A 13,162-nucleotide genomic window follows, 5' to 3' on the forward strand; every position below is an offset into this window, starting at 1 on the left:
GTCATCCCCTTACTTCGCGTCCCTGACGGCCATGTCGTAGCCCTTGAGCCGCTCGTCGCCGCGCGCCTTCCACACCAGGCGCTTGGTGGCGCCGTAGAGGTCCAGCTGCTGGTAGAGCGGCATGGCCGCGGCGTCCTCGACCCAGGGCCGGTTGATCTTGTGGTACAGCTCGAGCCGTTTCTTGGAATCCATGGTCTTCTGCGCCTCGTCGACCATGCCGTCGAAGTCGGCGTTGTGGTAGTTGCCGAGGATCCTGCCGGAGCGGAAGAGCGGGCCGTAGACGGTCTCGGCATCGTACGCCGGGGTGCCCCAGCCGATGAGCCACACCGGCCCCGCCTTGTGCACGTAGGCCATGGTGTTGAGGTACGTGCCCCACTCGTGGATCCTCAGCGTCGTGCGGATGCCGGCCTTGGTGAGCTGTCCCGCCACGGCCTCGGCTACCTCCTTGTCGCGCACGTAGCGCCCCTGGGGGCCGTTGAGGACCATGTCGACCCCGTTGGGGAAACCCGCGGCGGTGAGGAGCTGCTTCGTCTTCGCCAGGTCCTGCTTGATGGGCTTGAGCGCGGGGTCGAAGCCGAAGTGCTTGCTCGTGAGCATGGTGGCCACACGCACGCCCTTGCCATCGAGCACGTTCTTGACGATCTCGTCGATGTCCACCGCGTGATTCATGGCCTGACGCACCCGCTTGTCGGCCACCGGCCCCGGGTACGGGCCGACCAGCTTGTGCTGGGCGTCGAACTGATGCGTGTAGTACATGAGCTGGATGGTCCGGACGCTGGGCGCCGTGGAGAGGAAGAGCTTCGGGTGGTTGGCGATGATGTTGGCAAGATGCGGCGGAATGTTCACGGCCACGTCGATCTCGCCGTTCTGGAGCGCCGCCACCCGCACAGCGTCGTCCGGGATGGGCCGGAACACCAGCGTCTTGATCTTCGGGGCACCCCGCCAGTACTGCTCGTTGGCCTCCAGCTCGATCCGATCATCCTTCACCCAGCGGACGAACTTGAAGGGGCCCGAGCCCACGGGGTTCCTCGCCACGTGGGCCAGCTCCTTCTCCTTGTAGTACCTGGGCGGGAGCATCGTCGGCTGGCCCGTGGCCATCAGCGTGTCGAGGATCGGCCACGGCGCCTTCGTGTGGATGCGCGCGGTGTAGGGATCCACGACCTCGACGCGCTCGATGGGCGAGAAGGGGGAGGCGCCCCGGAGCTTGAGCTTGGGGTCCACGAGCCGCTCCAGGCTGAACTTGACCGACTCCGCGTCGAAGGGCTCGCCGTTGTGGAACTTGATCCCCTTGCGCAGCTTGAACTCCCAGACCGTGGGGGCCACGTTCCTGTACGACTCGGCCAGCGCCGGGACGATCGTGAGTTCCTGATTCCGCTCGAGCAGCGTGTCGAAGACGTTCGCCGCCAGGTTGGCGGCGGGGGTCTCCTGATGGTTCATGGGGTCGAGGGTCGTGGGATCCACACCCTGGGCGATCACAACGGTGCCCTTGGGAGCGGCCGAGCCAGGGAACGGCCAGGCGGCCAGCAGCGTGATGAGCAGGATGCCGAGTATCCAGGGCATGGGAGCCTCCTTGTCGTGAGTCACGGGCGCGGCGGGATGGCGCCTACTCTAGGGACTGTCCCCGGCGGAGTCAAGCCGCGCAGCGCCCCCGGTCCGCAGGGAGGCGAGCGCCTCCTCGCGGGTCGTGACCAGACCGAGGGTCTGGGCCTCGCGCGCCCGCGCCAGGAGGCGGCCCACCTCGGGCCCCGGCGCCAGGCCGAAGGCCGCCATCACGTCCTCGCCCCGGAGCAGCGGCGGCTCGGCGGCGAGCGCCTGCTCCTCGGCGACCCCCGACAGCAGCGTGCGGACGACCTCGCCCCCGGGGCCCACCCACACGGCGAGCGGCGACTCGCCGCGCACCGCTGCGGCGTCGGCCAGGGCCAGGAGCAGCAGGTCGCGGGCGTCGTTGCCCAGGTCGCGGAAGAAGCGGTGGCGCGCGCGGCGCGTGATGGTGCCGGCGCGAGTGAGATGCATCGGGCGCAGGTGCTGGCGCACGAGACGCGCGAGGAACTCCGCCGCGCGGCCCGAGAGACGGAAGCGCCGCGCCACGGCGGCGGCCCGCTCCGCGCCGAGCCGGTCGTGGCCGATGAAGCGGACCTGATCCTCCGCGAGGGCACGGGTCTCGGGCTTCGCCACGTCGTGGAGCAGGGCGGCGAGCTTGAGTGCCTCCCGCCGCGTCAGCCGGTCTCCCAGATCCTCGGCGAGGTGGGCCCGCAGCTCGCCGCCCCACGGCGACAGCGCGCCGAGATCCTCGACCAGGAGATCCATGGCCTCCACGGTCCGGAGCGTGTGCTCCCACACGTCGAAGCGGTGCGGCGCGGGCTGGAGCGTCGCCTTCATCGCGGCGCTCTCCGGGAGCAGCACCGCGACGACGCCGAGGTCGTCGAGCATCCGCAGCCCCTGCCCCGCGGCCCGGTCGCCGAGAAGCGCGACGATCTCGTCGCGGACCCGCTCGGCCGCGACTCGGGCCAGGCGCGGCGCGGCGGCCCGCACGGCCGTCTCGACCTCGGCGTCGAGCGTCCACCCGGGAGCGAGCGCCAGGCGCACTCCGCGCAGCGCCCGGACGGGGTCGTCCCGGATCGCCGAGGGAGCGCAGAGCCGGACGCGGCGTGCCGCGAGATCGTCGAGTCCGCCCGTGGCGTCGGTGACGGGCGCCTGCCCGGTGACCACCAGCGCCTCCACGGGCACGGCCAGAGCGTTGACGCTGAAGTCGCGTGCCCGCAGGTCCTCCTCGAGGGTGGGAGCCCGGAAGTCGCCGAGGTCCAGTTGCACCGGAGCGGCGACCCGCCCCATCCCCCGCCCTCCGTCGAGCACCACGAAGGCGGCCGAAAGGCGCGCGGCCAGCGCGCGGCCCAGCCCGAGCGCTCCGGAGGGCACCGCCACGTCCAGCTCGCTCACCGCCCGGCCGAGGAGCGCGTCGCGGACGGCCCCGCCCACGAGCCAGGCTGAGGCGCCCGGACCCAGCAGCGAGGCAAGCTCCGAGAGCGCGTGCCGGATGTCGCCGGGGAAGCGCTCGAGCGATACCTGCGCGGTGGTGGCCGTCACGGCGGGCCGAGCAGGCGTGCCGCGTTGTCGAAGAAGAGCTTCCGGTAGACGGCCAGCGGCAGATCGCGCATCCAGAGCGCCTGGCGCTCGTCCTCGTAGGGCCACGGGAGGTTCGGAAAGTCGCTCCCGAAGAGGATGCGGTCCTGCCACTGCAGCAGGTCGTCGTTGCTGACCTCGATCTGGTTGATGTTGCTGAGCCCTTGGTGCTCGGCGCGGAATGGGGCGAAGGCCATGGTGGTGTCCAGGTAGAGGTTCGGGCACCGCTCCATGAGGGCGAAGAACTCGCGCGTCTCGAAGGAACCCATGTGTGCCACGATGACCTTGAGCCCCGGGAAGCGCTCCATGACGCGCGCGAAGGCGGGGAAGCCGTCGAAGCCGTTGGGCCAGGGGGCGCTCCCCACGTGGATCAGGAGGAGCCGGTCGAGGGCGAGCAGGCGCTCGTAGACCGGCATCACGCGCGGGTCGTCGGGGAAGAAGCGCTGCACGTTGATGTGGAGCTTGAAGCCCTGGAAGCCGTAGTCGGTGAGCGCCTCCTCCGCCACCTCCAGCATGTCGGGATCGTCGGGATGGATCGTTCCGAGGGGCAGGCCACCGGGCACCCGCGCCCGCGTCGCGTGCAGCCAGGCATTGATGTCGCGGGCGATACCGGGCTTGTGGGCGTAGGAGAAGTACAGGAAGCGCTCGACGCCGCGCTCGCGGAGGAACCCCGCGACGAGCGCGGGGTCGGTGGGCGACCGGAGCGTCCAGTTCGAGCGCTCGGCGAACCACCGCCGGATCGCGCGGAAGAGCCACTCCGGGTGCAGGTGGGTGTGGACGTCGATGTAGCGGAAGCCCGGCGGCGGCTCCGTCATCGAGCGCTCACCACGAAGCGGCCGGGCCAGCCGGCCACCTCCACGGCCGCGCGGAGCACCCCGCGTCCCTCGAGCCGCGCCAGCGCCGCCGCCATGTCGCCGGGCGGCAGCCCGAACAGCCGCGCGAGCCGGGCGGGGGTCGACCAGCGGGCCGCGGCGAGATAGCGGGCGAGGAGCCGGTCGACGGCGGCGGCGCGCGTGAGCCGGCGCCCCTCGGCCACGGCCTCGGGCAGCCAGCGCTCGAGCAAGTCCCACCGGTAGGAGAAGCTCGGCTCGTAGCGCTCCTCCGTCTTCGCGATCCACAGTCCTTGCTGCAGCTCCGCCATCGCACGCTCGAACTCGCGCGTCTTCGCCGGCTCCAGCATGTGGCAGTCGGCGCGCAGCCCGCGCGTGTACTGCGGGGACTCGCGCACGAGGCTGTCCATGAGGCGCCGGGCGGTGAGCGACAGCCGGCCCGCCGCGTACTCCGCGCGGTAGTCGCGGGCCCGCTGGCGTCCCCGCCCGAGCGCGTAGAAGGCGGGGAACAGATCCAGCGCGACGAGCACGGGATGTCCCTTGAGGAGCTTGCCGTAGTAGACCTGGCGCCGTGCAGGCAGCGTGTCCTTGAGCTCCCACGTGAGCCCGATCCCGGGGTCGTGGTGCGACCGCCGCGGCCAGCGCGGACGCTCCCGTCCCGCGACGGCTTCCCACAGGCACGCGAGCCCCTCGGGGAAGACGTGGAAGGTGGAGCAGACGCCCACGGCCTCGACGAAGCCGAGCGCGCCGGCCGCGGACCGGATCCGCAGCGCCGGGCGCTGGCGGAAGGCCGTGCGGCGCGCGATCAGGAGCGCCGCGGCGTCCGGTCCCGTCACCGGCTCGGGCCGGCGGGCCCGCGCCGCGCCCGCTCCCTGCGACATCACCCGCCGCTCAGAGGAGGATGCCCTGCTCGGTGACCCGGTACTCGGCGATCTCGTCGCTCATGGCGCTGCCGCGGTGCTTGACCACGGCCAGGAAGCGCCCGATGCGGCTGCCCACGCGCTCGCTGCCCATGACGAGGATCGTGTTGGCGACCGCCCCGATGTCCCCGCTGGCCACCTTGCGCCCGATCAGGTGCTCGAGCTGCGTCTCTTCTGTCGTGACCAGGAGGAGGGTCGTCACCTGCGCGTGGTCGTACCGGTGGGCGTCGATGAACGCGCGATGCTTCCACACGGGCAGGCAGATCTCCATGCCCAGGGTCTCGCTGTCGCGGTGGATCACCTTCCGGTAGAGATCGTCGAAGAGGTAGGGCTGGATGTAGTCGTCCGGGACGTCCATGGGCTCGATGCCGTCCACGACGACGCGGCGGGTACCGGCGCCCAGGTGGAAATACACGAAGGGGCGGACGGTGTAGAGCGCATGGTTGTAGACCGCCTTCCAGTTCCAGTCGAACTCGAAACCGTCGATGGTCGACACCTGGTAGTCGCGCAGCTTGCCCACCCACGGCAGCGCGTCGCAGTAGAAGGCCCGCATCTGCTCGGCGGGCGGATACGGGTCCGTCATGGGCGTGACCGTGTGGGTCCACCGCCTGAGGTCCCATCCGAAGAGGCGCGCCGCATAGGCGTGATGCTGCTGGGAGTCCCCGCGCGCGTTCATGTCGAAGACGAGCCCGGGGGCGCCGTCCGCGACCCGGCCGTGGCTGCCGAAGGTGAGGCCCAGGTGGGTCTTGCCGATGCCGGTGGCCCCGTAGGCCACCGTGAGGGTTCCGGGCAGGAGCCCGCCGCCCAGCATATCGTCGAGCCGCGCCAGGCCCGTGGAGACGCGCGTCGTCATAGGGATTGGATTTTACGGGGGCCGCGCGGCACGGTCAAGCCGCCCGCGCCCGCGGTGGAAGCGCCCGGGCGTCGCTTGACTCGGACGGGGGACGGATCATACTCTCCCTCCATGCCTCGCCGCATCGTGTGGTATCCGGACGGCTCGCCGGTCGCGCAGCTGGCGGCGGCGCTGCCCGTCCCCTTCGAGGGGCACCCCCTCTCCCAGGCCCCGACGCTGAGGAGCCGGGCCGGCGACCCCGAGATCCTGGTGCTGGACGCCGATCACGATCCGCTGGACTCCGCCAGGGCCCTCGGCCAGCGGGCCAACTCCGTGCTCGTGGTGGGCCTGGTCTCGCCGGAGGACGACGGGCCCCGCTGGCCCATGTCGTGGTACGCGTGCCTTCCCCGGCCGGTGACACCGTCGGTGCTCGCAAAGACCCTCGAGAACGCCGCCGAGCACCTCCGGCTCAGCCTCGAGGCCGAGCAGACCAGGAAGGAGCTCGAGGAGCTCAACGCCATCGGCGTGAGCCTCTCGGCGGAGCGCGACACGAACGCGCTCCTCGCGCTGATCCTCACCAAGGCGCGCGCGATCACCCACAGCGACGCCGGCTCCATCTACCTCGTGGACGAGCCCGAGGAGGGGCAGCGCCGGCTCCGCTTCAAGCTGACGCAGAACGACTTCGTCCAGGTGCCCTTCACCGAGTTCACCATGCCCATCAGCGAGGAGAGCGTTGCCGGGCACGTGGCGCTGAGCGGAGAGCTGCTCCACCTGGAGGACGCCTACGCCCCGCCCCCGGGGGCGCGCTACCAGATCAACCGCTCCTTCGACCAGCAGATCGGCTACCGGACGAAGTCCATGCTCGTGGTCGCCATGCGCACGCCCACGGGCGACACCATCGGCGTCCTGCAGCTGATCAACTGCAAGCGAGACGGGCAGCGGCGCTTCCCCTCCGTCGAGGCGATCGAGCGGGAGGCCGTGCCCTACCCGGCGCGGTTCATCGGGCTGGCCGCCTCGCTCGCCTCGCAGGCAGCGGTGGCGCTCCACAACAGCCGCCTAGTGGACAACATCCGGGCCCTCTTCGAGGGTTTCGTCGCCGCCGCCGTGACGGCCATCGAGTCGCGCGATCCCACCACGTCGGGTCACTCCTTCCGGGTGGCGGATCTGACGATGGCGCTGGCCGCGGCGGTGGATCGCGCCGACAGCGGCCCGTTCCGCGATGCGCGGTTCTCGCCCGACGAGATGAAGGCCATCCGCTACGCCTCGCTCCTCCACGACTTCGGCAAGGTCGGCGTGCGCGAGGAGGTGCTGGTGAAGGCCAAGAAGCTCTACCCCGGGCACCTCGAGCTGATCGCTCACCGGGTGGAGGTCATCAAGCGCGGCGTCCAGCTCCGGTCCTGCCGGCGTCAGCTCGACCTGCTGCTGGGCGAGAGCCGGGAGCGCGTGTTGGAGGAGGTCGCCGCGGCCGACGCGGATCTGGCCCTGATCCTCCAGGAGCTGGACCAGCACCTCAAGACCGTGGTGGCCGCCAACGAGCCCACCGTCATGGCGGCAGATACCGCCTCCAGGATCAAGCACCTCGCCCTCACCCGCTTCGAGGACCACCTGGGCGAGAGCCAGACGGTGATCACGCCGGAGGAGGCCCGGATTCTGTCCATCGCCCGGGGCAGCCTGACGCCCGAGGAGTTCGCGCAGATCCAGTCCCACGTGGTCCACACCTTCCAGTTCCTCTCCCAGATCCCGTGGACCAGGGAGCTGAAGCTCGTGCCCGAGATCGCCCGGTCGCACCATGAGAAGCTGAACGGGAGCGGGTACCCCGACCGGGTCAAGGGCGGCCAGATCCCGATCCAGAGCCGCATGATGACCATCGCGGATATCTTCGACGCGCTCACGGCCAGCGACCGCCCCTACAAGGCGGCCGTGCCCGTGGAGCGGGCGCTCGAGATCCTCGCCCTCGAGCGCAACTCCGGCGCCCTCGACCCCGATCTCCTGGATCTCTTCATCGCCCTCCGCCCGTGGGAGTCCCGCTCCCCCTAGCCGCCGAGCAGTCCAAGCACCACGCCCCAGGACACCAGCCCCGCGAGCATCGCCACGCCGCCAAGCCAGGGCTCGAGCCTGGAAGTCGTCGTCACGTGTAGAGGTGTGCGAGCCGGAAACAAAGACATCCGCGGACGCCCCCGGCCACGCGCGCCCACGGGCAGGCGTCGCGAGGAGTGCGCGTGGCCGCGCGAAGGGACGTGACCGCGCCCCGCGCGGGCGCGTGCGCACTGCACGTGGCGTTTCCTGCGAGCCAGCATGTCGGGCCTCCTGTTCAGCTGCCGCACCTAGAGTCCCCGGAAGAGCCCCATCACCTTGCCAAGGATCCGGAAGTCCTTCCGCCCGGGCTCGACGACGAGGGGCTGCATGGTCGGATGCTCGGCCTTGAGCACGATCGCCCGGCCGTCGCGGCTGAAGCGCTTGACCGTCGCCTCGTTGTCGAGGAGCGCGGCCACGATGTCGCCCGGCTGGGCCGTCTCCTGCCGCCGCACCAGGACCATGTCGCCATCCATGATGTGGGCGTCGATCATGCTGTCGCCGCGCACCCGGAGCGCGAAGAGATCCTCGCCCTTGCCCTGCAGCCACTCGGCGGCCACCGGAATCCGCTCCTCCACCTCCTGCTCCGCATGACGGGGCACGCCGGCGGCGATGCGCCCCATGACAGGGATCTCGCGGACCGCGCCCGTGCGGGCCGGCGGGCGGTCGGTGAGCACGAGGGTCCGCGACACCCGCCGATCGGAGATCCGGCGCTGCAGCATGCCCTTGCGCTCGAGCGCCCGCAGGTGGTCGAAGGCCGCGCGCGCCGTGAAGCCGAAATGCTCCCCGATCTCCCGCACCGTCGGAGGGGCGCCGTGGCGCTCCGTGAACATCCGGATGAACCCCAGCACCTCTCGCTGCCGGGCCGTCATCTCTCTCATGCGCTCCTGTCCCCCCGTCCCCTGGAATGCTATGGCTCAACAGGATAATAGTCAACACCCGTTGAGTTTCAAAAGCAAAAAAAATCACGCCGCTTCCCAGGGGTCGCAGACGGGGCAGACGAGGAACCCGGCTTCCTTGGCATCGGCGACGCGCTTGAAGTACAGCCGCTCGGGCTCTGACAGCTGCCTGGCCCAGCCGCAGTCGCGGGCGTGGAAGAGCTTCCCGCCGCGCTGCGCCAGAAAGGGCTCGCCGGCCGCTGCCTCCGCCCCCGTCGGCGGCGGCACGTCGGAGGCCGACAGCGCATCAGGGGCGTCGGCCGTGGCCGGGGTGGTGGCCGCTGGCACCGGCTCCGCCGGAGCGGGCTCGGGGAAGGGGCCCGGCACGGGGTCGGGGGCATTGATCTCGAGGTTGGTCTCAATGGTGGAGCGGAACTCATCGCTGGCGCGCCTGAATTCCCGCATGGCTCGGCCCAGCGACCGGCCCAGCTGGGGCAGGTTCCTGGGCCCGAAAACCAGCAGGGCGAGAACAAAGACGACGACGAGCTCCTGGAGGCCGATGTCGAACATGGAGGCGCCTGCTCAGCGTTGGATGATACCACCGGCGCCCCGACCTTGGGGGCAGCTTGACGCCGATGAGCCGTCCCTGATAGCGTGCCCGCGTGGCGACGGTCAATCGCTCGCGGCCCCTGCTGCCGGCCTAGAGCGGCCGGCGTGGCCCGGGAAGGGAGAGCCATGCACGTCGAGGTGGAGCTGACCGAGGAGGAGACCGGGTTCTTCCGCGCCACTGCGGTGGCCTATCCGGCGGTGAGCGTGACGGGGCGCACCGAGAAGGAGGCGCTCGGCCTCCTCATGGAGGCCATGGAAAAGCACATGCGGGCGGAGGCGCGCAGGGGCGAGGAACACCGCCGTGCCTGAGCCGCAGGGCGGGCACGCGCTCGCCGAGCTCCGTGTCGTCGACTGCTCGCGGCTCATCGCTGGCGGCGTGCTGGCCACGGTGCTGGCCGATCTCGGCGCCGACGTGGTGAAGGTGGAGAACCCGCGCGGCGGCGATCCCCTCAGGACGTGGTCCCGATCGATGGGCGAGCTGTGGTGGAAGGTGTACGGCCGTGGCAAGCGCTCCATTACCCTCAACCTGACGCACCCCGAAGGGCAGGCGCTCCTCCGCCGCCTCGTCAGCGGGGCCGATGTGCTGATCGAGAACTACGTCCCGGGGACGTTCGAGAAATGGGGGCTCGGCTGGGAGGCGCTGTCGCGGGAAAACCCCGGGCTCGTCATGGTCCGCGTCTCCGGCTGGGGGCAGGACGGGCCGTACCGCGACCGCCCCGGCTTCGGGACCATGGTCGAGGCCATGTCGGGCTTTGCCGCGACGACCGGGCCGCCCGAGTCCCCCACCCTGCCCTCCTTCCCCATGGCCGACATGGTCGCCGCCCTGGCCGGCGCCACGGCGGTACTGGCGGCGCTGCGCCACCGGGACCGTGTCTCGGGCCGCGGGCAGATGATCGACGTGCCGCTGTACGAGCCTCTGCTCTCCATCCTGGGACCCAACGCCGCGGAGTACCGAAGGCACGGCCTCGTGCGCGGGCGGATCGGCAACCGCTCGCACAACGCGAGTCCGCGCGGCACCTACCGGACGCGGGACGGCAAGTGGGTAGCGCTGTCGGCCTCGACCCCGGCCTCGGCGGAGGCGCTGTTCAAGGCGCTCGGGATCGGCCACCTCCTCGCCGACCCACGCTTCGCCACCAACGACGCGCGCGTCGCCAACGGTGAGGCCGTGGACGGCGCGCTGGGCACGGCCATCGGCGCCCGCACGCGGGAGGAGATCATGGGGCTCTTCGAGACGGTGGGGCTCACCGCCTCGCCCGTCTACGACATCTCCGAGATCCTCGAGGACCCGCACTTCAAGGCGCGCGGCACCTTCGTGGAGCTACCCGACCCGGACGGCGGCACCGTGACCATGAGCACGCCCACTCCTCGGCTGTCCGAGACGCCGGGGGCAATCCGCTGGGCCGGCGCCGCGCTGGGGGCGCACAATCGCGAGGTCTACGCGGGCGAGCTCGGGCTGTCGGACGCCGAGATGGAGCGACTGCGTCAGGCCGGCGTCATCTGAGCGGCCAAATGACCTAGCCGCGCGCCCACGTTGAACGAGCCCCCGGGCGTCGCGTATGCTCAGGGGGCGCATCCGGTTCCCTCATCCCCTGGACAAGGAGACCCACCGTGAAGCTCGACGTCGGCATGCTCGTCCACGACCTGAAGACGATCTCGGACTACGCGCGCAAGGTTGAGGCCATGGGCTACGACTGCCTCTGGTGCGCGGAGACCCAGCACGACCCCTACCTGCCGCTGGCCGTGGCCGCCACGTCCACCTCGCGGGTCAAGCTCGGCACCAACATCGCGACCGTGTTCTCGCGGAGCCCCATGATCACGGCCCACATCGCCTGGGATCTCCAGAAGGCCTCGGGGGGGCGCTTCATGCTGGGCCTCGGCACCCAGGTCAAGGGGCACAACGAGCGCCGGTTCTCGGTGAAGTGGGAGTCGCCGGGCCCCAAGATGGCCGAGGCCGTGCGGGCGCTGCGCACCATCTGGAACTGCTGGCAGACGGGCGCGGCCCTCAACTTCAAGGGGGAGTTCTATACCTTCGACGTGATGACACCCTTCTTCAACCCGGGCCCCATCGAACACCCGAAGATCCCGATCTACATCGCCGCGGTGAACCCGTACATGGCCGGCATCGCGGGGGAGTTCTGCGACGGCATGCACGTGCACCCGTTCAACAGCCCCACGTACCTGCGGGAGGTCGTCCATCCCGCCGCGGAGCAGGGCCTGCGCCGCGCGGGACGGACGCGGCAGGAGTTCACCTTCGTGACCAGCACGTTCGTCATCGTGGGGGACACGGAGCAGGAGCGCAGCGAGCAGGCGCAGATGATCCGGCAGCAGATTGCCTTCTACGCCTCCACGCGCACCTACCGGCCCGTGCTGGCCATCCACGGCTGGGAGGACGTGGCCACGAAGCTCCACCGCAAGTCCGTGGAACAGGACTGGGCGGGCATGGCGAGTCTCATCACCGACGAGATGCTCGACACCTACGCCCTGACGGCCACCTACGACAAGCTCGCGGCGAAGCTCAAGGAGCGCTACGCGGGGCTGCTGGACCGGGTTTCTCTCTATCAACCCTATCTGCCGAACCAGAACGATCCGCGCCTGCCCGCGCTGGTCAAAGCCTTCAACGGCTGATGACGGGACGGTCGTCCCCACCGGAGACAGCCATGCCAGACCTCTACGACCTCGGAGCCCGACCCCCGCTGGGCGAAGTCCCGGCGCGCATGCACGCCTATGTCGTCAGGCAAAGCCGCTTTGGCCAGCCGAGGGAGGCCTGGCAGCGCGAGGTCATCCCGACGCCCGCCATCGGCCCGGACGAGGTGCTCATCTACGTGATGGCTTCGGGGATCAACTACAACAACGTGTGGGCGGCCCTGGGCACGCCGGTGGACGTGATCGCGGAGCGGCAGAAGCTGGGCGAGCCCGAGGATTTCCACGCCGGCGGCAGCGACTGCTCCGGCATCGTCTGGGCCACGGGCAAGGACGTGAAGACCGTCAAGGTCGGCGACGAGGTCGTCGTCCACAGCGGCTGGTGGCGGCCGGACGACCCGTGGGTGCTCTCGGGCCGCGACCCCATGCTCGCCGAGAGCACGCGCATCTGGGGGTACCAGACGAACTACGGCAGCTACTGCCAGTTCGCCAGGGCCCAGGCGCATCAGTGCCAGCCCAAGCCCCGGCGGCTCACCTGGGAGGCGGCGGGCTGCTTCCTCCTCTGCGCCTCGACGGCCTACCGGATGCTCATGGGCTGGGCGCCCAACGTCATCGAGCCGGGCGACGTCGTCCTCGTCTGGGGTGCGGCCGGCGGGCTCGGCAGCATGGCGCTGGAGATCACGCGGGCCCTCGGCGGACGCGCCGTGGCCGTGGTCTCGGACGAGGCCAAGCGGAAGTTCTGTCTGGAGCACGGGGCCGTCGGCGTCATCGACCGCAGCAACTTCAAGCACTGGGGGCGGATGCCGGACACCAACGACGCCCGGGCCTACGGCGAATGGGTCAAAGGCGCGCGGGCCTTTGGCAAGGCGATCTGGGACGCCGTGGGCGAGAGGGTGAGCCCGCGCATCGTCTTCGAGCATCCCGGCGAGGCGACCCTGCCGACCTCGGGCTTCGTCTGCGCCACGGGCGGCCTGATCGTCATCTGCGCCGGCACCACCGGCTTCAACGTCACCATGGACCTCCGGTACCACTGGATGCGCCAGAAGCGCTTCCAGGGCAGCCACCTCTCCAACGACGCGCAGGCCGCCGCTGTCACGCGCCTCGTCGCGGACGGCGAGATGGACCCGTGTCTGTCGCACACCTACGGGTTCGATGACATCCCCGGCTGCCACCAGCTCATGCTGGAGAACAGGCACCCCTACGGCAACATGGCGGTGCTCGTGAACGCGCCCGCGCCCGGACTCGGCGCCGCGTGAGAGC

Annotated in this window: 12 protein-coding genes; 5 read left to right on the forward strand and 7 right to left on the reverse strand. The window is 70.6% G+C overall.

Going from position 1 to position 13,162, the window contains the following annotated elements:
* Window positions 1-9: 9 nt before the first annotated feature.
* The 5 genes from HYV93_25810 to HYV93_25830 are packed head-to-tail and all read right to left on the reverse strand — an operon-like array spanning window position 10 to window position 5,723.
* Complete coding sequence (locus tag HYV93_25810) at window positions 10-1,560, reverse strand: ABC transporter substrate-binding protein (protein MBI2529391.1); 1,551 nt, start codon at window positions 1,558-1,560, stop codon at window positions 10-12.
* 48 nt (window positions 1,561-1,608) lie between these two features.
* A complete protein-coding gene (locus HYV93_25815) occupies window positions 1,609-3,084 on the reverse strand; it encodes an HD domain-containing protein (protein MBI2529392.1) in 1,476 nt (491 codons plus the stop codon).
* Window positions 3,081-3,935 (reverse strand): amidohydrolase, encoded by an 855-nt coding sequence (locus HYV93_25820; protein MBI2529393.1) that lies wholly within the window; start codon window positions 3,933-3,935, stop codon window positions 3,081-3,083. The genes HYV93_25815 and HYV93_25820 overlap by 4 nt, the downstream gene beginning before the upstream one ends.
* Entirely contained in the window at window positions 3,932-4,831 is a 900-nt protein-coding gene (locus HYV93_25825) for a winged helix DNA-binding domain-containing protein (protein ID MBI2529394.1), read from the reverse strand. The genes HYV93_25820 and HYV93_25825 overlap by 4 nt, the downstream gene beginning before the upstream one ends.
* A 10-nt stretch (window positions 4,832-4,841) precedes the next feature.
* Entirely contained in the window at window positions 4,842-5,723 is an 882-nt protein-coding gene (locus tag HYV93_25830) for a recombinase RecA (GenBank protein MBI2529395.1), read from the reverse strand.
* 111 nt (window positions 5,724-5,834) lie between these two features.
* On the opposite strand from HYV93_25830, the gene HYV93_25835 reads away from it, so the two are divergent.
* Window positions 5,835-7,739 (forward strand): GAF domain-containing protein, encoded by a 1,905-nt coding sequence (locus HYV93_25835; protein ID MBI2529396.1) that lies wholly within the window; start codon window positions 5,835-5,837, stop codon window positions 7,737-7,739.
* A 287-nt stretch (window positions 7,740-8,026) separates the two neighbouring features.
* Here the strand turns inward: HYV93_25835 and lexA are convergent, their stop codons facing one another.
* Both lexA and HYV93_25845 read right to left on the reverse strand, forming a co-directional pair.
* Window positions 8,027-8,656: a transcriptional repressor LexA gene (gene lexA, locus HYV93_25840; GenBank protein ID MBI2529397.1), complete on the reverse strand. Its 630-nt coding sequence runs from the start codon at window positions 8,654-8,656 to the stop codon at window positions 8,027-8,029.
* A gap of 84 nt (window positions 8,657-8,740) precedes the next feature.
* Complete coding sequence (locus HYV93_25845; GenBank protein MBI2529398.1) at window positions 8,741-9,223, reverse strand: twin-arginine translocase TatA/TatE family subunit; 483 nt, start codon at window positions 9,221-9,223, stop codon at window positions 8,741-8,743.
* Window positions 9,224-9,388: 165 nt separating this feature from the next.
* On the opposite strand from HYV93_25845, the gene HYV93_25850 reads away from it, so the two are divergent.
* From HYV93_25850 to ccrA, 4 genes are all read left to right on the forward strand, one after another.
* The gene (locus HYV93_25850) at window positions 9,389-9,571 is read left to right on the forward strand and encodes a hypothetical protein (protein ID MBI2529399.1); all 183 of its coding nucleotides are present in this window, start codon (window positions 9,389-9,391) and stop codon (window positions 9,569-9,571) included.
* Entirely contained in the window at window positions 9,564-10,763 is a 1,200-nt protein-coding gene (locus HYV93_25855) for a CoA transferase (protein ID MBI2529400.1), read from the forward strand. Before HYV93_25850 ends, HYV93_25855 begins: the two co-directional genes overlap by 8 nt.
* Before the next feature lie 107 nt (window positions 10,764-10,870).
* Window positions 10,871-11,887: a TIGR03617 family F420-dependent LLM class oxidoreductase gene (locus HYV93_25860; protein MBI2529401.1), complete on the forward strand. Its 1,017-nt coding sequence runs from the start codon at window positions 10,871-10,873 to the stop codon at window positions 11,885-11,887.
* A gap of 89 nt (window positions 11,888-11,976) precedes the next feature.
* The gene (ccrA, locus tag HYV93_25865; protein MBI2529402.1) at window positions 11,977-13,158 is read left to right on the forward strand and encodes a crotonyl-CoA carboxylase/reductase; all 1,182 of its coding nucleotides are present in this window, start codon (window positions 11,977-11,979) and stop codon (window positions 13,156-13,158) included.
* Window positions 13,159-13,162: the final 4 nt, after the last annotated feature.

This window comes from Candidatus Rokuibacteriota bacterium, from assembly GCA_016188005.1.
In the GTDB taxonomy this organism is placed as follows: domain Bacteria; phylum Methylomirabilota; class Methylomirabilia; order Rokubacteriales; family CSP1-6; genus UBA12499.